This is a genomic window from Carboxylicivirga litoralis, from assembly GCF_025499605.1.
GTDB classification, from domain to species: Bacteria; Bacteroidota; Bacteroidia; order Bacteroidales; family Marinilabiliaceae; genus Carboxylicivirga; species Carboxylicivirga litoralis.
On sequence record NZ_JAFMVC010000011.1, the window covers coordinates 25,134 to 42,458 of the forward strand.

The window sequence follows — 17,325 nt, forward strand, 5'->3', positions numbered from 1 at the left end:
AAAACTTACTTTACAGGTATTTTGTCAATACGTTTTTGGTGCCTTCCACCTTCAAACTCGGTGTTAACAAATTTATCAACAATATTGATGGCTTCTTCTTTACTAACATAACGTCCTGGAACAGTGCATATATTAGCATCATTATGCAGGCGCGCCATCTCCGAGATTTCAACACTCCAACACAGTGCAGCTCTAATTCCCTGGTGCTTATTAACAGTCATGTTAATTCCGTTTCCACTGCCACAAACAGCAATTCCAATTTCAAATTCGTTGTTTTCAACCGCACTCGCCATTGGGTGAGCATAATCGGCATAATCTGTACTTTCCTCAGAATAAGTACCATAGTCTTTTACTTCTACACCTTGGTCAGTTAAAAATTGCTTAATGTCTTCTTTGACCGGATAGCCTGCATGGTCGGCTGCTAATGCTACAGTTTTGAAAATCATCTTATTTATTTTTTGACAAAGATAACGATGCTTGAGGCATTTTAAAACATGTTAAAAAACCTGTTGTTTAATGTTAAAAACCTGTCAGCTTTCTTTGATTATTTTTTAAAAGTTTGTCTTGATTTTTTAATCTATTATTACAATACAGGCATGTTTCTGAATAATTGATGTTGGTAAGCCATTTATTTTATCGCGATTTTTAAACCGTTTTTAACCCCACTTTAAACATTAACAACCAAAGAAATTATTAAATTTGATGCCTATTAACAGATTGTTAAAATCGTTTAAAAGATAATTAATATCAATGAATTAACAGATTTTAAACATGTTAATAAGCAGTTAGTAAGGCTTTATTTGAGTGTAAAAACAGAACAAACAAACTTTATTGAATAAAAATACTAACCTTACTAACAGGATATTATTATTACTATATTTTTTAATTTCTTTCTAAATATTATATGAATATAAAGGATAGTTGGTTGAAAAGTGGATATGTGGACGAACCGGTTCCAACTGATGTGGATATTGTAAAAGAAATTACTCGTTTGAAGAAAGAGAAGGATGCTATAATAATGGCTCATTTCTATCAGACAGACGAAATACAAGACATTGCCGACTTTGTTGGGGATAGTTTAGCCCTTGCACAAGAAGCGGCCAAAACAGACGCTAAAATCATCGTTTTAGCCGGTGTTCACTTTATGGGAGAGACTGCTAAAATTCTTTCGCCTGATAAATTGGTGTTAGTACCTGATTTAAATGCCGGATGTAGCCTGGCCGATAGTTGTCCTCCTGAGAAATTTAAATCTTTTGTTGAGAAACATCCGGATCATACGGTATTGACCTATGTAAATACAACTGCTAAGATTAAAGCTTTATCGGATATTGTGGTGACATCAACGAACGCGAAGAATGTGGTCGATAGTTTACCTAAAAATGAAAAGATTATCTTTGGTCCTGACCGTAATCTTGGTAATTACCTGAATAGTATTTCCGGGCGCGAAATGGTGTTGTGGGATGGAGCATGTCACGTGCATGAGAAATTTTCAGTAGAAAAGATTGTAGAATTGAAAAAAGAGCATCCTGAGGCATTGGTTTTAGCACATCCTGAATGTAAAAAGCCTTTATTGTTGTTAGCCGATTATGTTGGAAGTACAGCTGCCTTATTGAAATACTCTATCAACAATGAAGCCACTCAGTTTATTGTGGCTACTGAATCGGGTATTATTCATCAGATGCAAAAGGAAAGTCCGAATAAGGAATTTATACCTGCTCCGCCTAATGATTCAACCTGCGCGTGCAACGATTGTGAGTACATGAAATTAAATTCGCTCGAAAAATTATATAACGCCTTAAAATATGAATGGCCATCAATTGATGTTGATGAAGATATACGCAATGATGCTGTTAAACCAATTAATAGAATGTTGGATATTTCTAAAAAGGCCGGCCTTTAATAACTTAATCAACCCAACCTGTAATGGAAAAGTTAGAACATCCTGTATCTGTTTTACTGGTAGAAGATAATGTATTAAATCAAAAGCTTATTTTTCTTAATCTGTCGAAGTATGGATTTAAAATTGATATAGCTAACCATGGACGTGAAGCACTCGACAAGTTAGAAAGCGGGCATTATGATTTGATATTGATGGATTTGATGATGCCAATAATGGATGGCCTCGAAACCACTGTTGCTATTCGTGAAAAAGAAAAGGACACAAAGCAACATATGCCCATTGTTGGTTTAACAGCCAATACTTACGATGCAGATCGGGAAAAGTGTTTATCATATGGTATGGACGAATACATGGCCAAACCATTCGACCTTCAGGAATTCTTCAATAATTTAAAGAAGTTGAATATTATTTAAGCTGTGTATGAGTTTCGACATAAGAGGTAATGGAGATACGGAGAAAGAACTGGAAAAGGCTTTACGGCCACTCTCTTTTTCTGATTTTAAAGGGCAGGATAAAATTGTCGAAAACCTTGAAATATTTGTGCAAGCCGCCAAAATGCGAGGCGATGCATTAGATCATGTTTTGCTTCACGGTCCTCCGGGATTAGGAAAAACGACTTTATCAAATATAATTGCACATCAGCTTGGTGTTGGTTTTAAATTGACCAGTGGACCTGTTTTGGATAAACCTGGTGATTTGGCTGGTATTTTAACCAGTCTGGAAGAAAACGATGTTCTTTTTATAGATGAGATTCATCGATTAAGTCCTGTTGTTGAAGAGTATTTATACAGTGCAATGGAGGATTTCCGTATTGATATTGTGATTGATAAAGGGCCTGGTGCGCGTAGTATTCAAATTGATTTAAATCCCTTCACATTAATTGGAGCCACTACACGCAGTGGATTATTAACTGCGCCTTTAAGGGCTCGTTTTGGTATTAATAGCCATCTTGAATATTATAATTCAGAAACGATAGCGCATATCATAGAACGTTCAGCTGACATACTTGAAGTTCGTATTCATCAGAATGCAGCTGATGAAATAGCTCGCCGTAGTCGTGGAACACCTCGTATAGCAAATGCTTTGCTTCGTCGTGTCCGTGATTTTGCCCAGGTTAAAGGTGATGGTACCATTAATCTGGACATTAGTAAATTAGCCTTAAATGCCTTAAACATTGACACTTTTGGCTTAGACACGATGGATCATAAAATTCTATTGACTTTAATTGATAAGTTTGGTGGCGGTCCTGTTGGCGTTAATACTATCGCAACCGCGGTTGGAGAAGACGCTGGTACCATCGAAGAAGTCTATGAACCATTTCTGATCATGGAGGGTTTCATTAAGCGAACTCCTCGTGGACGAATGGCCACTGCCCATGCCTATGAACATTTAGGACGAGAAACCAATTTAAACCAGGGAACCCTATTTTCATAATATTTTGAGTAAACTAAAAAAGCTGGCCGGTGATACCATCATTTATGGTGTGAGTACTATTCTTGGACGATTGCTGAATTGGCTGTTAATGCCATTCTATATCAGAACACTAGATACTTCTGAATTTGGCGGTGTCGTAAATATTTATAGTTACATAGCCGTTGTTTTAGTATTGCTCACGCTTGGTTTTGAAACTGGCTATTTCAGATTTGCTAAAGAATACAAACGTGAGGTTTTACTGAAAAACCTTGGCGCTGTTATCACTGTTTTTAGTTTGCTTTTTGTCGCTTTAGTCGTTTTATTTCAAGATTCAATTGCGCATGTACTTGGTAATGAATATTTAGTTGCTGAATATTATGTCATTGGTGCGCTTATAGTCGCTATTGATGCCATCACCAGCATTCCTTTTGCTGATTTACGAATACAGAATAAAACGGTTCGATATGCTTCATTGAAGTTCATATCCGTTCTATTAAATATCGGTTTTAATGTCTTTTTTCTTGTTATTTGCCCTTATCTATTAAAAGAGGGGTATGACTTTATTGAACTTATTTTTAATCCAAATAACAAGCTCTATTACGTTTTTGTATCTAATCTTTTCAGCTCTGTTTTAATCAGCTTTTTCTTAATTCCACAGATGCTGTTTGTCAAAGCTCAGTTCAATGTAGAATTAATCAAAAAAGTGCTTCATTATTCATCACCTATTATGGTTGTTGGATTATTTGGTATGTTAATTCAAAATATCGATAAGATTTTAATGCCGCATTTAATAAGCGAGAATGCAATGGAAGCATTAGCTATTTATGGCGCCAACTACAAAATTGGCATCTTGATGGCTTTGTTTATACAATCTTATCGCTTAGCCTTCGAACCATTTTTCTTTAAGGAAGGAAAGGAAAAAGCATCAAAAGATTTGTATGCCCGAATACTGAAATACTTTGTCATTTTCGGTTGCATTATTTTCGTAAGTGTATTGGTTTTTATCGATGTCGTCAATATTCTTTTAGTTCCTGAATATTATGAAGGAAATGTAATTATCCCGTTCATTCTGATGGGACAATTGTTTTTCGGTATATATTACTCATTATCATTATGGTATAAGCTGACTGACAGAACGCATTACGGTGCGGTTATAAGTGGCGTTGGTGCAGTGTTAGTTATTGTAGGAAATATTGTATTTGTGCCATTATTCGGATATGTTGGTGCAGCCATTAGTTCTTTAATTTGTTTCTTAATTATGACTGTTCTTTCATACGTACTGGGACAAAAGTATTATCCGATTCATTATCCTGTGTTGAAAGTTGTCTTACATATTTTTGTAGCAATTGCTGTCGTTTATGTTAGTCAACTCTTAGGTTCAGATAATCTATTATTTCATTATGCCATCAAAGGCACTATATTTGTTAGTTATTTTGCCTTTCTTTATATTATTGAAAGAAAGGAGTTAATTAAAATTTTATCATGACACAAGTTCAAATTATTAATAAAAGCAAGCACGATTTACCTGGATATAGTACAGAACACTCTGCTGGTATGGATTTAAGGGCCAATATTGATGGTCCTGTTATATTAAAACCTCTACAGCGTGTGTTAATTCCAACAGGTCTCTATATTCAATTGCCCGATGGTCATGAAGCTCAAATACGTCCTCGTAGTGGTTTGGCTGCTAAGTTTGGTGTAACTGTTTTAAATACTCCTGGTACCATTGATGCTGATTATAGAGGTGAAATTAAGGTGATACTTGTTAACCTGTCTAATGAAGATTTTACCATTAATGATGGGGAACGTATTTGTCAAATGGTGATAGCTCAGTATTCCAAAGTTGAGCTTAAAGAAGTTGAAATACTAGAAGAAACCGTAAGAGGAAGTGGTGGCTTTGGTCATACTGGAACTAATTAACTCTTATTAAATTATTTATTGCAATGTATATTAGATTCTGGTTCATAGCTCTTACTGCTATTCTGTTTGTAGGGTGTAGTTCTGTTAAGCCTACTTCAACTATTGAAGTTAGTAAAGAACAGATACAAAAGGTTCAATTGGACGATATTCAAAAACGTAAGTTCGATTATTTTTTCTACGAAGCTAACCGAGAAAAAATGAAAGGTAACTACGAAAAGTCTGCCATGTATCTGACTGAGTGTTTAAAAATTGATCCTACCAGTAGTGCATCAATGTATGAATTAGCTAATATATTAGTTGCAGGTAAAGAGGTAGTTAAAGCTCAGGGATTACTTGAGCGTGCCATTACTATTGAACCCGAAAACATATGGTATCGTTTGATGTTAGCCGAGTTATATCAACAAAATAAGATGGGTTTTCAGGCTATACGATTATATGAGCAAATTGTTGAAGATCATCCCAATAACGATGAGTACTTATACGGATTAGCTCAAGTATATCAACGTAATGGAGAAAAGGAGAAGGCCTTATCAGCTTACGATAGACTTGAAAAGAGGCTTGGGTTAAACGAAGTGATTATTCTTGAAAAAGAGAAGATATTACTTGATTTAGGTAAAAATAAGTCGGCACTGCAAGAGTTAAATAAATTAATTAAAAAGTATCCTGATGAAGCCAGGTATTACGGTTTTATAGCAGACTATTACCTGTATCTTGAAGATCATGATAATGCCCGCAAATACTATAACATTGTACTTGATAAGGATCCTGATAATGTAACTGCTTATTTTAGTCTTGGTAATTTGTCCTTTCAAGCAAATGATACCACTAGTTTTGTCAATTATTATAACAAAGCATTAGCTTCAAAAACGACGCCTTTCGAACTTAAATTCCAACGTATTTTACCATTTTTAATGGACAGTAAGAATATACAAAAATACAAAGGGTTTTTAGTTGAATTCTTAGATACGATTATAGAGGCACATCCTTATGAAGCCATGGCCTATGTTTATAAAGGGAACTTCTATAGGGCATTAAATGATAATGAAAATGCCATAATTGCCTATCGTGATGCATTATCGATTGAAGAGAAAAATGAACTGATTTGGCAGGATTATCTTTTACTAATGATCGATAGTCAGGATTTTAAGAATATTTATGGCAATGCTAAAGTGGCGTTAACACATTATCCTGATAATGCTTTCTTTTATCTGATTGCAGGTAGTTCTGCAGGTCAGTTAAATGATAATGACGAAGCTTTACGCTTGTTAGAGCTCGGTTTATCAAAGGTGAAGGATAATAAAGTTATGAAAGCTCAATTTTATGCTAATATTGGCGATATCGCTTACGCTAACAAGGACAGTGAAAAGGCTTTTTCATCTTATGAAAAATCTCTAAAAATTGACGAATTAAATATTATCGTTCTAAATAACTATAGTTATTATTTAACCCTTGAAAATAAGGATTTAGATAAAGCTGAGCGGATGAGTAGCAAGTGTGTTGAACTGGAACCCGGTAATTCTACTTATCTAGACACTTATGCATGGGTCTTGTTCAAACGAGGTCGGTATTTCGAAGCTAAATATATTATCGAACGTGCGATTGATAATGGCGGTGATGACAGTGCTGTTATTGTTGAGCATTATGGTGATATTCTTTATAATAACGGCGATGTAGAAGCTGCCATTATGCAATGGAAAAAAGCCCTTGATATGGGTAGTGAAAGTGAAACAATAAAGCAAAAGATAGAAGCTAAAACATATATTGAGTAGTGAGGCAGGTTGGGATTATACTGATTGGAATTATTTTGGTGCTTTCTGGATGTAAGGCAACGCAGGAATTTTATACGAAAAAGGGGACTTTAAAAAATATAGCGGACTATAAGTTAATCAATTCTACAGAAGATAATTATATTAGTTATAATACGCTTTTTTATAAACGCTTCAAAGCTAAATATAGCGATGACAATAATTCTTTATCAATCTCCGGTAATATATACATTCAAAAGGATTCATCAATAATTATTTCCATTCTTAAAGGGATAGAATGGTACAGAGTTCGTTTAACGCCTAATGCTGTTGAAATACTCGATAAAAGGAAGAAGACATATACGCGTGGTGATTATAAGTTATTATGGGATAGGTTTTTAGTTGAAATGGATTATCATACTCTTCAAAGTATCTTAACTAATGAATTGTTTGTTTATCCGATTAGTAATGATCAAAAATTAATTAAGCGTTATAAACATGAAGTAGGTAAGGATGTTTATTTGCTTCAATCCCTAAAAAATGGCAAGTTTGAACGAAAGTATAAGAAAGAAAAAACAATGAATATTGTTTATCATCAGTTTGCAATTATGCCAGATGTCTTTAAAATATCAAAAGTAAATATTAAGGATTTTGATGTTAATAGTGAGCTAGTTATCGGTTACGATAATTTTGTAGACATCAATAATTCGCTTTTTCCTTCTGAAGTTATAATTAATGGAAATCGAGGAAACAACGCTTTTACAATTCTTTTAAATTTTGATCATATAGATATCAATGGCGAAAGCTCCTTAGGTTTTAAGTTTTCCGATAAATACAAGAAAATTGATTTGAACAATGAGAATTAATACTTGGTTCCTTTTTTTCTTTAGTCTGTTCCTTAGTCTTCAGGCTTCAGCGCAAACATTAGACGAGCTTGAAAGCGAAAAAAAGCAGCTTAATCAACGTATTAAAAATGCAAATGCGCTGCTTGTTACCTATAATAAACAAAAACGTACGAGTTTAAAGAATGTTAACCTTCTTAGTCTGCAAATTAAGGATAGAGAACGTTTAATTGCGCTTTATGAAGAGGAAATTGCGCTTTTGGAAACAGATATTAAAACCATTGAGATTGAAATTAGTACTACTCAGGATAAGTTGGAGCAATTAAAACAACAATATGCGAAATTAATATCTGAGACATATAATAATAAAAAACGTTATAATGAGCTTTCATTTTTCTTTGGTGCTGAATCTTTTAATGAAGCTTACAGGCGTTTTGTAATGCTCAAGGAGTATAATCGTTTCAGGCATAATCAGGGCCTTTTAATCGAAAAAAATGCTGAACAATTAGATAATTCATACCAATTACTCAACACTAAATTAAAAGTTCAAAATAATGCCTTAAACAGCGTCAAATCGCAACATAAAAAGCTGTTAAATGATAAACAGTCGGTAAATAGAAATATTCAAGATTTAAAGCGTAAAGAATCATCGGTCAAACAAGAATTAAGAAAACAAAAGCGTGCGCTAAAAAAGCTTGAAGATGCTATTGTAAAAGTTATTGCTGAAATGACTAAGGAAAGTGTTGAACCATCCGATTTTCACTTGTCAAAGGGGAAATTATTGTGGCCTGTCAAACAAGGAATAGTGGTGAGTCAGTTTGGTGAGCATCAACATCCAGTATTAAAGTATGTTAAGGTTAATAATAATGGAATTGATATTCAAAGTACTTCTGATAATGTAGCGAAGTCAGTTTTCAGTGGAAAAGTTAGTCGAATAGTTCCAATTCCTGGTTATAATAAAGCTGTTTTAGTCCGTCATGGAAGATTTTTAACTGTTTATGCCAATATTGAGAATGTTCATGTAAAACCTGGACAAAATGTAACTAAAAACATGAATATCGGTACTATATACAGCGGAAAGGGTGAAAATTCTGGTGTTCTTCATTTTGAAATTTGGGAAGAAAGTGTGAAATTGAACCCTGAGCTATGGTTACTAAAATAATTTTAAATAATTTATAACCATTTTACGAATATTTCGTATAAAACGTGAGAGTTATTAGAGTATTGATTAAGAGGATGTTAATATTCCCTTTCTTCTTCTAATTTTAAGCTATATATAATGGAATTGACCGTGAATAAATTAGAATTCAACTCCGAAACGAAAAATATCAATATTGTCGAGAAATTAATCGATGATATGTCGAGTCAATATGATTTGCACAGTGATATATATGGGAAATTATTATTGGCTGTAGTTGAAGGGGTTAATAATGCAATTGTTCACGGAAATAAACTAGATAAGGAGAAGCTGGTTACAGTCGAATACTCAATAGACGACGAGAAAGTAGAGTTTACTATTATAGATGAGGGAACAGGATTTGACTATACGAATATTCCCGATCCAACCAAGCCAGAAAACCTTGAAAAAACACATGGTCGAGGTATTTTTCTGATGCATCATTTAGCTGACGATATCGAGTTTGAAGAAGAAGGAAGTATCGTAAAAATGACCTTCAATATCATCTAAATGATAGAATTTTATAATCAAGATACTCCATTTCCTGAGTTCTTAAATGATAAAACTAAGCATTGGATTGATACGATAATAGCTTCATATTCTAAAGAAGCTGGTGATATTAGTTATTTATTTTGTTCTGATGATCACATACTTTCTGTTAACAAGCAATATTTAAATCATGATTACTATACAGATATTATTACTTTCGATTATTGTATAAGTAATATTATATCTGGAGATTTAGTTATCAGTATTGATACGGTTAAAAGTAATTCCGAGCAGTTTAATACTGAATTTAAAAACGAATTACATCGAGTAATTATTCACGGAATACTTCATTTAATAGGATTTAAAGATGCTACAGACGATGAAAAAGCCATAATGCGTAGAGAGGAAGATAAGGCTTTATCATTGTTATCAACTTTTCATTAATTTTGCTGTTTATCTAACAGTGAATGAATAATTTTTGACGTATGGATTTTAAATACGATGTTATTGTCGTAGGGGGAGGGCATGCTGGTTGTGAAGCAGCAGCTGCTGCAGCCAACTTGGGTAGTAAGGTTTTGCTCATTACTATGGATATGGGACGTTTTGCTCAAATGTCATGTAATCCTGCTATAGGTGGTATTGCTAAAGGACAGATTGTTCGTGAAATTGATGCCTTGGGTGGATATACTGGTATTATTACTGATAAGTCCTCAATCCAATTTAGGATGCTTAATAGATCTAAGGGTCCTGCTATGTGGAGTCCAAGAGCACAATGTGATCGAATGGTTTTTTCTTCAGAATGGCGATCACAATTAGAGCAAACTAAAAATGTTTCTTTCTGGCAAGACTCAGTTGTGCAGTTAATTTTTCAGGATAACATAATTAAAGGCGTCAGAACTGCAAATAATGTGGAGTTCTTATCAGAGGCTGTGATTTTAACAACAGGCACATTCTTAAATGGGTTAATGCACATTGGTTCAGTAACTTCCGAAGGTGGTCGTGTTTCTGAACCAGCTTCAAAAGGTTTATCTGAACAGCTTTTTGATAGAGGGTTTACTGTTGGTCGTATGAAAACAGGAACACCGGTTCGTATTGATGAAAGAAGTATTAATTTTGATAAATGTGAAGAGCAAAAGGGTGATTCAGATAATTATCACTTCAGTTATCTTCCTCAACCTGATAATGGATTAAAGAAAAGGAGTTGTTATATCACTTATACAAATCCTGATGTTCATAAAAAACTAGAAGAAGGGCTTGATGAGTCACCGATGTATAACGGTACTATACAAAGCATTGGTCCTCGCTATTGTCCTAGTATTGAAACTAAGATTGTTACGTTTGCAGAAAAAGAAAGGCATCAGCTGTTTTTAGAGCCCGAAGGTGAAACTACCATCGAATATTATCTTAATGGGTTTAGTTCGTCACTTCCGCTTCAAACTCAAATTGATGCTTTAAAGCTTGTTCCTGGTTTAGAAAATGTTAAAGTCTTTAGACCTGGCTATGCCATTGAATATGACTTTTTCGAACCTACGCAATTATATCATACTTTAGAAACTAAGGCTGTTAGTAATCTCTATTTTGCTGGACAAATTAATGGAACAACAGGATACGAAGAAGCGGCAGCACAAGGGTTGATGGCTGGCATTAATGCCCATCAAAAAATTAATCAGAAGGAAGAGTTTGTTCTTCGAAGGGATGAAGCGTATATTGGTGTGTTAATTGATGATCTGGTCACAAAAGGGGTAGATGAACCATATCGCATGTTTACGTCACGTGCTGAATTCAGAATTCTTTTGCGCCAAGATGATGCGGATACACGTCTTACACCTAAAAGTTTTAAAATTGGTTTAGCAGGAGAGGAGCGTATGATCCACCTAAATCAAAAAATAGAATTGCGTGACTCGGTCATTCAATTTCTAAAGGATTATAGTGTTAAACCAAAATTTTTAAACGATTGGTTAGAATCAAAAGGTACTTCGCCCTTAAAGCAAGGGGTAAAGTTGGTTGATATTTTAATGCGTCCTCAAATTTCGATTTCTGACTTATTAGATGGAGTTGTTTCTTTTAAAGAGTTTTCTGAAACGATTCCTGATAATCGTCGAAATGAAATTTTAGAAGCAGCTGAAATTATTTTAAAGTACTCTGGTTATATTAATCGTGAAAAAATATTAGCTGACAAGTTTAAACGACTAGAAAATTTAAATATTCTCAATAAGTTTGATTACGACTCTATCAAGTCTCTTTCAACCGAAGCTCGTCAAAAACTAACAAAAATTCAACCAGAAACGATTGGGCAGGCTAGTCGGATTTCTGGTGTTTCTCCTAGTGATATAAATGTTCTATTAGTATTAATGGGGCGATAGTGTTCCACGTGAAACAAATAATATGATTATAGAAGGTAATATTGTTGATATTTTTAACCGTTCTGTTTCTCCTGGAAGGATTACGATTAGTAATAATGTAATTATAAAAATTGAAAAAAGTGAATTAAATTATTCCAACTATATTTTACCTGGTTTAATTGATAGTCATGTTCATATTGAGAGTAGTATGTTAATACCATCTCGATTTGCGGAATTAGTTGTTCCACGTGGAACGGTCGGAGTAGTTTCTGATCCTCATGAAATAGCAAATGTACTCGGCGTTAAAGGAGTGGAGTATATGATGAATGATGCAGAAAAGGTACCCTTGAAGTGTTTTTTTGGCGTTCCATCTTGTGTGCCTGCTACTGATTTTGAAAGTTCAGGAAGTCGGATTGAAAGTGATGATGTAGAATATTTACTTCGAAAAGGGGCTCCTTTTTTAGCAGAAATGATGAATTTTCCAGGAGTGATTTATCAGGATAAAGAAGTCTGGAAGAAACTAAAATTGGCGCAGCAATATAATGTACCAATTGATGGACATGCACCTGGTGTAAAAGGGGATGAGTTGGTTAAATATGCCGATGGTGGAATTAGTACCGATCATGAATCGTTTACAATTGAAGAGGCACTGGAAAAGATTAAACTTGGTATAAAAACACAAATTAGAGAGGGAAGTGCGGCACGAAATTTTGAGGCTTTGCATGAATTAATTATCAAAGAACCGCTCAATACAATGTTGTGTACCGACGATAGTCACCCTGATTTGATTATTGAAAAAGGGCATATTGATCGACTAATTCGCCTTGGATTAAGTAAAGGGTATTCCATTTTCGACATGTATCAAACAGCGGTAATTAACCCTGTTCAGCATTACAATTTACCTGTTGGATTACTTCGTGAAGGAGATAATGCTGATTTTATTGAAGTAGATTCGCTGGATTCTTTTAATGTTTTAGCCACCTATATTGACGGTGTAAAAGTTGCTGAAGGAGGAAATATATTATTCGATCTACCAAAGTCGGATGTGATTAATAAGTTTAATTGCTCTCCGTTAGTATTAAATGATTTAAAAGTTATAGCTCCAGATGATAATTCTAAAGTGAAAGTGATGCTAGCGGACGATGGTGAGTTATTGACGGATGAATACATTTGGCAAACAAGTAGTCAAAAAGGGGTGTGTTTACAATCAAATATAAACGAAGATATTCTAAAAATTGTTGTTGTAAATCGTTATTCTCCGACTAAACCTGTTATAGGGTTTATTAAAAATTTTGGTTTAAAACAAGGTGCATTGGCTAGTTCTGTAGCTCATGATAGTCATAATATTGTAGCTATTGGATGTGATGATGAGTCTTTATTAACTGCAATTAATGGTATCATTGAATCAAAAGGAGGTATTATTGCTTGTAATTCGGAACAGAAACTATTATTAAAACTGCCTGTTGCCGGCTTGATGAGTACACAACCGGGTGATGAAGTTGCAAGTAAATATACTGCATTAAACACCTTTGTAAAACAAATGGGATGTAACATGAAGGCACCATTTATGACTTTAGCGTTTATGTCTTTATTGGTTATTCCTTCGTTAAAAATTGGAGATAAAGGACTTTTTGATGTGAACAAATTCGCCTTTACCAGTTTATTTTTGGATGAAAAATAGTACTTCTGAACGTGAAAACAGACTGAAATTATTGGTTCAGTCACTACCATCTTCTCCTGGTGTTTACCAGTATTTTAACGAAGATGGTATTATCATATATATAGGTAAGGCTAAAAACTTAAAGAAACGCGTCTCATCTTACTTTTCAAAACAGCATGATGATGGTAAAACCAGGATACTTGTTCGTAATATTTTCGACATAAAACACATTGTTGTTGATACGGAAGAAGACGCTTTATTGCTCGAGAATAACCTTATTAAAAAGTATCAGCCCCGATATAATATACTACTGAAAGACGATAAATCTTTTCCATATATAGTCGTCAAAAATGAACGATTTCCACGTGTATTTCAAACACGTAATTTTGTACGCGATGGAAGTGCTTATTTTGGTCCTTATACTTCGGTGGGAATGGTGCGAACCCTTATTGAATTATTTCGACAGATATATCCAATTCGTACGTGTAAGCATAACTTAAGTGAGGAAAATATTTCTGAAGGTAAATTTCGTGAATGTTTAGAGTTTCATATTGGAAAGTGTAAAGCACCTTGTATCGGTCAATATGAGGAAGTAATTTACCAGGAAAACATACAAGCGGTTAAAGAAATACTTCAGGGAAATATATCTTCTGTATTGAAATACATGCATCAGATAATGATGAATTATGCAGAAGAATTAGAGTTTGAGAGGGCAGAAGAGATAAAAAATAAAATTGAATTATTAAAAGGTTATCAGTCGAAATCAACTGTAGTCAATCCTAAGATTACCAATGTTGATGTGTTTAGCATCATTGATGATGACAAATCAGCTTACGTTAATTTTCTTAGAGTCGTTAATGGCGCCATTATTCAATCGCACACAATGGAATTTCGAAAGCGTTTGGATGAAACCAAGGCAGAAATATTGTTGTTAGCGATCACCGAAATTCAAACCCGTTTAAAGTTATTAGCGCGTGAAGTTTTGGTACCATTTAAGTTGGATGTAGATTTTGAACGGATTCGTTTTAGTGTTCCTAAAATTGGTGATAAAAAGAAATTAATGGATTTATCGGAACGAAACGTTAAATACTATCGCCTAGATAAACTAAAGCAACAGTCTCTTCATAAAAAGGAACCACGGGAAGAACGTTTGATGAAAGTAATGCAATCAGATTTACGTTTAAAAGTGTTACCTCGTCACATTGAATGCTTTGATAACTCCAATATTCAAGGTACAAATCCTGTGGCTGCCTGTGTTGTCTTTCGAAATGGAAAGCCGTTTAAAAAGGATTATCGTCATTTTAATATTAAAACGGTTGAAGGTCCCAATGATTTCGCTTCAATGGAAGAAGTGGTTTATCGGCGTTATAAGCGTCTTAAAGATGAAGGGCAGGGATTACCTCAATTAGTCGTCATTGATGGTGGTAAAGGCCAGCTTGGAGCTGCTGTAAAAATTTTGAGAGACCTGGAATTAACGGAGCAAATTTCGGTTATTGGAATCGCGAAGCGTTTGGAAGAAATATTTTATCCAGGTGATCCCGTTCCTTTGTACCTGGATAAAAATTCAGAGACCTTAAAAATAATTCAGCACCTTAGAAATGAAGCACACCGATTTGGAATTACCTTTCATCGACAAAAACGCTCCATCAATTTTATACAATCAGAGCTAAACAATATTTCTGGCATAGGTGATAAAACAATTGAGGTGCTATATAAACAATTTAAGTCATTTAACAATATAAAAGCAGCTACAATCGAAAATTTAGCGGCTGTTGTGGGGAATGATAAGGCTAATAAAATACATTCATATTTTAATGAAGGTAAAACCTTGTAAATACCAGTAGAACAGTGTTATAATGTATCTGTAGTTCTATCTGATAAAAACTACTTCTAGCTAAAAAACCCATCAATCAGTTGAGAAATGATTTGAGTTGATTGATTTTTACCTATTGTTAAAAATAATATATCTTTTAGTGTTTTTTTATCGTGTTGAACATGCAAGACTAATTTTTGAATTTCCGTTATTAAATTTTCGAATGTTTGGTTCGATGATTTTATATTGCATTCAGTAATCAATCCTTTTTCAACTTTTATGTGACTATTTATGCGAACCCCATTTTTAAGCTTGTAGCGTTGGTTTAATTCAAAGTTTGGGCTGTAACCATAGTTCCATTCCCAAGTGTTGTATTTTTCCTCCGAAATAGTCCGTATTTTGTCTATTTCATCAGAAGTGAGTAATAGTGTAGATGAATGCTGATAATAGCTTAAAAGCGCCTTAAATATGCTTTGAACAAATTTCTCATAAGCAAACGAGGCTTCTAAATAATTTGAAATATTGGTTACTTCGCTCCGAACTGATTTTACTGCTTTGTCTTTTATTATTAAAGGGTTGTTTTTAAGCGATTTATTTAATACATGTAAATCAGAACTAAAGAGTAAAGTACCATGGTGCATTACGCGATTTTTGTAGACGTGTGAGGCATTACCTGATACTTTTTTACCCTCAATCTGGATGTCATGGCGTTTGCCAAACGTGGCATTGATACCTAGTGACTTAAGCGCAAGAAGGATAGGTTCTGAATATTTAGCAAAATTCACTAATTCACCTTTTTTACCTGTTTGTATAAAGCAAAAGTTTAAGTTATTATTATCGTGGTAAACGGTGCCTCCACCTGATAATCGGCGATATACTGGTATATTATTTTCATTGACATAGCGATAATTAATTTCCGCCAGTGTATTTTGATGCTTCCCTACAATAATCGAAGGCGAATTAGTGTATAAAAAGAAAACGTCTTTATCCGAATGTCTTAACAAGTACTCTTCTGTAGCCAGGTTAAAGGCCGGATTATTTGTAGTGCTTAATAGTCCGTTCATTTATTTTCTGAGGTTTTATATTTCCTAATAAACTTCAATCTACCTTTTTTGTTTAGGACAGAAATAGACCAAATGGTCGGGTTTTGAATTTTTAATGTGAACTATCGAAAGATATATTGTATTTTCGACTTTTAAAATACAATTTATGCGTTTGGTAATTCAAAGAGTGAGTGAAGCATCCGTTGCAATTGCTGGTCGGGTTAAATCATCCGTTAAACAGGGATTAATGATTTTAGTTGGTATCGAACCTAATGATGCTTCGGATGATATTGATTGGCTGGTTAAAAAGGCTGTTAATTTGCGTATTTTCGATGATGAAGAAGGGGTAATGAATCAATCAGTTTTAGACGTCAAAGGCGGTTTATTAGTGATTAGTCAGTTTACACTGCAGGCGCGCACAAAAAAAGGAAACAGACCATCGTATATAAACGCCGCAGGGCCAGAGCTTGCTATTCCTTTGTATGAAGAGTTTGTTCAAAAACTTGAACAGGCGAGTGGCGTTGAAGTAGGAACAGGCGAGTTTGGAGCAAATATGCAGGTGCAATTGATTAATGATGGGCCTGTAACCATTATAATTGATTCTAAAAGAAAGGAATAATGAAATTATCTGAAGCTCAGGAACACGTTGATAAGTGGATTAAGACTTTTGGTGTTCGCTATTTTAGTGAATTGACCAATATGGCCATTTTAACAGAAGAAGTTGGTGAATTAGCCCGTGTTATGGCTCGCAAATATGGTGACCAGTCTTTTAAAAAATCAGATTTAAAAGTGGATATGGCCGACGAAATGGCCGATGTACTTTGGGTGTTGATTTGCCTGGCCAATCAAACAGGGGTGGATCTGGAAGAAGCTTTTGCTAAAAACATGGCCAAAAAGACAGAGCGTGATAAGACACGACACTTAGATAACGATAAATTAAAATAATTATAACAAGCTGGTGGCAAGTAGCTAACAGCTATA

The 17,325-nt window shown here is 34.3% G+C and carries 17 protein-coding genes; 15 read left to right on the forward strand and 2 right to left on the reverse strand.

Annotation, left to right across the window (positions count from 1 at the left end):
• Nucleotides 1–5: 5 nt before the first annotated feature.
• Nucleotides 6–446, reverse strand: coding sequence for a ribose 5-phosphate isomerase B (gene rpiB, locus J1N10_RS11530; RefSeq protein ID WP_262326859.1), 441 nt, complete (start codon nucleotides 444–446; stop codon nucleotides 6–8).
• Between the two features lie 458 nt (nucleotides 447–904).
• Here rpiB and nadA point away from each other — a divergent pair, with 458 nt between their 5' ends.
• The 13 genes from nadA to uvrC all read left to right on the forward strand — a co-directional run bounded on the left by nadA (nucleotide 905) and on the right by uvrC (nucleotide 15,322).
• Nucleotides 905–1,900 (forward strand): quinolinate synthase NadA, encoded by a 996-nt coding sequence (gene nadA / locus J1N10_RS11535; protein ID WP_262326860.1) that lies wholly within the window; start codon nucleotides 905–907, stop codon nucleotides 1,898–1,900.
• A 23-nt stretch (nucleotides 1,901–1,923) separates the two neighbouring features.
• On the forward strand, nucleotides 1,924–2,313 hold the full coding sequence (locus J1N10_RS11540) for a response regulator (RefSeq protein ID WP_262326861.1): 390 nt from the start codon (nucleotides 1,924–1,926) through the stop codon (nucleotides 2,311–2,313).
• 7 nt (nucleotides 2,314–2,320) lie between these two features.
• Complete coding sequence (gene ruvB, locus J1N10_RS11545; RefSeq protein ID WP_262326862.1) at nucleotides 2,321–3,334, forward strand: Holliday junction branch migration DNA helicase RuvB; 1,014 nt, start codon at nucleotides 2,321–2,323, stop codon at nucleotides 3,332–3,334.
• 4 nt (nucleotides 3,335–3,338) lie between these two features.
• The gene (locus tag J1N10_RS11550; RefSeq protein ID WP_262326863.1) at nucleotides 3,339–4,799 is read left to right on the forward strand and encodes a lipopolysaccharide biosynthesis protein; all 1,461 of its coding nucleotides are present in this window, start codon (nucleotides 3,339–3,341) and stop codon (nucleotides 4,797–4,799) included.
• Entirely contained in the window at nucleotides 4,796–5,233 is a 438-nt protein-coding gene (dut, locus tag J1N10_RS11555) for a dUTP diphosphatase (RefSeq protein WP_262326864.1), read from the forward strand. The genes J1N10_RS11550 and dut overlap by 4 nt, the downstream gene beginning before the upstream one ends.
• Nucleotides 5,234–5,256: 23 nt before the next feature.
• Nucleotides 5,257–7,002 carry a tetratricopeptide repeat protein gene (locus J1N10_RS11560; protein WP_262326865.1) on the forward strand — a complete coding sequence of 582 codons (1,746 nt, stop codon included), beginning with the start codon at nucleotides 5,257–5,259 and terminating at the stop codon, nucleotides 7,000–7,002.
• Nucleotides 7,002–7,844 (forward strand): DUF4292 domain-containing protein, encoded by an 843-nt coding sequence (locus tag J1N10_RS11565; protein WP_262326866.1) that lies wholly within the window; start codon nucleotides 7,002–7,004, stop codon nucleotides 7,842–7,844. Before J1N10_RS11560 ends, J1N10_RS11565 begins: the two co-directional genes overlap by 1 nt.
• Nucleotides 7,834–8,982, forward strand: coding sequence for a murein hydrolase activator EnvC family protein (locus J1N10_RS11570; protein ID WP_262326867.1), 1,149 nt, complete (start codon nucleotides 7,834–7,836; stop codon nucleotides 8,980–8,982). The genes J1N10_RS11565 and J1N10_RS11570 overlap by 11 nt, the downstream gene beginning before the upstream one ends.
• Before the next feature lie 117 nt (nucleotides 8,983–9,099).
• The gene (locus J1N10_RS11575) at nucleotides 9,100–9,507 is read left to right on the forward strand and encodes an ATP-binding protein (protein WP_262326868.1); all 408 of its coding nucleotides are present in this window, start codon (nucleotides 9,100–9,102) and stop codon (nucleotides 9,505–9,507) included.
• Nucleotides 9,508–9,930 (forward strand): rRNA maturation RNase YbeY, encoded by a 423-nt coding sequence (gene ybeY, locus J1N10_RS11580; protein ID WP_262326869.1) that lies wholly within the window; start codon nucleotides 9,508–9,510, stop codon nucleotides 9,928–9,930.
• Between the two features lie 41 nt (nucleotides 9,931–9,971).
• Complete coding sequence (mnmG, locus tag J1N10_RS11585; protein WP_262326870.1) at nucleotides 9,972–11,849, forward strand: tRNA uridine-5-carboxymethylaminomethyl(34) synthesis enzyme MnmG; 1,878 nt, start codon at nucleotides 9,972–9,974, stop codon at nucleotides 11,847–11,849.
• Between the two features lie 22 nt (nucleotides 11,850–11,871).
• The gene (gene ade / locus J1N10_RS11590; RefSeq protein ID WP_262326871.1) at nucleotides 11,872–13,509 is read left to right on the forward strand and encodes an adenine deaminase; all 1,638 of its coding nucleotides are present in this window, start codon (nucleotides 11,872–11,874) and stop codon (nucleotides 13,507–13,509) included.
• Nucleotides 13,499–15,322 (forward strand): excinuclease ABC subunit UvrC, encoded by a 1,824-nt coding sequence (uvrC, locus tag J1N10_RS11595; RefSeq protein WP_262326872.1) that lies wholly within the window; start codon nucleotides 13,499–13,501, stop codon nucleotides 15,320–15,322. Before ade ends, uvrC begins: the two co-directional genes overlap by 11 nt.
• Nucleotides 15,323–15,378: 56 nt before the next feature.
• Here the strand turns inward: uvrC and J1N10_RS11600 are convergent, their stop codons facing one another.
• Nucleotides 15,379–16,365, reverse strand: coding sequence for a lipoate--protein ligase (locus tag J1N10_RS11600; protein ID WP_262326873.1), 987 nt, complete (start codon nucleotides 16,363–16,365; stop codon nucleotides 15,379–15,381).
• Nucleotides 16,366–16,510: 145 nt separating this feature from the next.
• Here J1N10_RS11600 and dtd point away from each other — a divergent pair, with 145 nt between their 5' ends.
• Both dtd and J1N10_RS11610 read left to right on the forward strand, forming a co-directional pair.
• The gene (dtd, locus tag J1N10_RS11605) at nucleotides 16,511–16,963 is read left to right on the forward strand and encodes a D-aminoacyl-tRNA deacylase (protein WP_262326874.1); all 453 of its coding nucleotides are present in this window, start codon (nucleotides 16,511–16,513) and stop codon (nucleotides 16,961–16,963) included.
• Entirely contained in the window at nucleotides 16,963–17,289 is a 327-nt protein-coding gene (locus J1N10_RS11610; RefSeq protein ID WP_262326875.1) for a nucleotide pyrophosphohydrolase, read from the forward strand. The genes dtd and J1N10_RS11610 overlap by 1 nt, the downstream gene beginning before the upstream one ends.
• Nucleotides 17,290–17,325: the final 36 nt, after the last annotated feature.

Coding starts and splice junctions, on each gene's coding strand:
- mnmG (WP_262326870.1), top strand. CDS start 9,972: ATGGATTTTAAATACGATGTTATTGTCGTAGGGGGAGGGCATGCTGGT.
- J1N10_RS11600 (WP_262326873.1), bottom strand. CDS start 16,365: ATGAACGGACTATTAAGCACTACAAATAATCCGGCCTTTAACCTGGCT.
- J1N10_RS11610 (WP_262326875.1), top strand. CDS start 16,963: ATGAAATTATCTGAAGCTCAGGAACACGTTGATAAGTGGATTAAGACT.
- J1N10_RS11575 (WP_262326868.1), top strand. CDS start 9,100: ATGGAATTGACCGTGAATAAATTAGAATTCAACTCCGAAACGAAAAAT.
- J1N10_RS11540 (WP_262326861.1), top strand. CDS start 1,924: ATGGAAAAGTTAGAACATCCTGTATCTGTTTTACTGGTAGAAGATAAT.
- J1N10_RS11560 (WP_262326865.1), top strand. CDS start 5,257: ATGTATATTAGATTCTGGTTCATAGCTCTTACTGCTATTCTGTTTGTA.
- rpiB (WP_262326859.1), bottom strand. CDS start 446: ATGATTTTCAAAACTGTAGCATTAGCAGCCGACCATGCAGGCTATCCG.
- ruvB (WP_262326862.1), top strand. CDS start 2,321: ATGAGTTTCGACATAAGAGGTAATGGAGATACGGAGAAAGAACTGGAA.
- J1N10_RS11570 (WP_262326867.1), top strand. CDS start 7,834: ATGAGAATTAATACTTGGTTCCTTTTTTTCTTTAGTCTGTTCCTTAGT.
- uvrC (WP_262326872.1), top strand. CDS start 13,499: ATGAAAAATAGTACTTCTGAACGTGAAAACAGACTGAAATTATTGGTT.
- dut (WP_262326864.1), top strand. CDS start 4,796: ATGACACAAGTTCAAATTATTAATAAAAGCAAGCACGATTTACCTGGA.
- nadA (WP_262326860.1), top strand. CDS start 905: ATGAATATAAAGGATAGTTGGTTGAAAAGTGGATATGTGGACGAACCG.
- ybeY (WP_262326869.1), top strand. CDS start 9,508: ATGATAGAATTTTATAATCAAGATACTCCATTTCCTGAGTTCTTAAAT.
- dtd (WP_262326874.1), top strand. CDS start 16,511: ATGCGTTTGGTAATTCAAAGAGTGAGTGAAGCATCCGTTGCAATTGCT.
- ade (WP_262326871.1), top strand. CDS start 11,872: ATGATTATAGAAGGTAATATTGTTGATATTTTTAACCGTTCTGTTTCT.